Source organism: Vibrio sp. 1978, from assembly GCF_033344345.1.
The window spans coordinates 1-611 of record NZ_JAWPOP010000692.1 but is presented as its reverse complement, the minus strand read 5'-3'; the positions used below and the strand labels follow the sequence as shown (position 1 = coordinate 611).

At 47.3% G+C, this 611-nt stretch carries 2 protein-coding genes; both read left to right on the top strand.

The annotated features are described in order from the left end of the window. Positions 1–346 (top strand): type II secretion system protein M (locus R8N49_RS28585; RefSeq protein WP_318190630.1); only part of this gene is annotated, 346 nt, incomplete at its 5' end. A gap of 1 nt (position 347) precedes the next feature. Beyond that, the coding region (gene gspN, locus R8N49_RS28580; RefSeq protein WP_194944028.1) for a type II secretion system protein N at positions 348–611 on the top strand (264 nt) is incomplete at its 3' end.

Below are 611 nucleotides of genomic sequence, written 5' to 3'. Positions count from 1 at the left end.
GGCGCAATCTCGTATCCAAAGTGAAAAGCAATTGCTTACATGGGTACAAGACAAAGCTGATGACATTACCGCATTGAGAAAAAGCGGGGGTGTCAGTTTTTCCAATCAGCCACTTAACCAACTTGTCTCTTCATCAGCGCGCCGTTTTAAGGTGGAGCTGATTCGTGTGCAACCACGCAACGACAGTGTGCAAGTGTGGATTAAACCGCTCGCATTCAACCAATTGGTGGATTGGTTACGCTACTTGAAAGAGCAGCAAGGCATTGAAGTTGAATTTTTAGACATCGATCGTACAGACCAAGCGGGCATGATTGATGTGAACCGTCTGCAATTTAAGCGAGGTTAAGGTGAAGCGAGCAGTACTTTACGTTGTAATCTTTATCGTTTGTTTTTCTGTTAGCTTGATCATGGGGTTACCTGTTTCTTGGGTTCTCCAGCAAGCCCCCACTGTGAAAGGGCTAGACATACAAGGTGCTCACGGTTCCGTTTGGCAAGGTCAGGCTTCTAGCGTGCGTTGGCAGCGTCAAAACCTAGGGCAAGTGAATTGGGATTTCCAATGGTCTAGCTTGTTTACCGGCAAAGCCGAATTTTCGGTACGTTTTGGGCGCGGC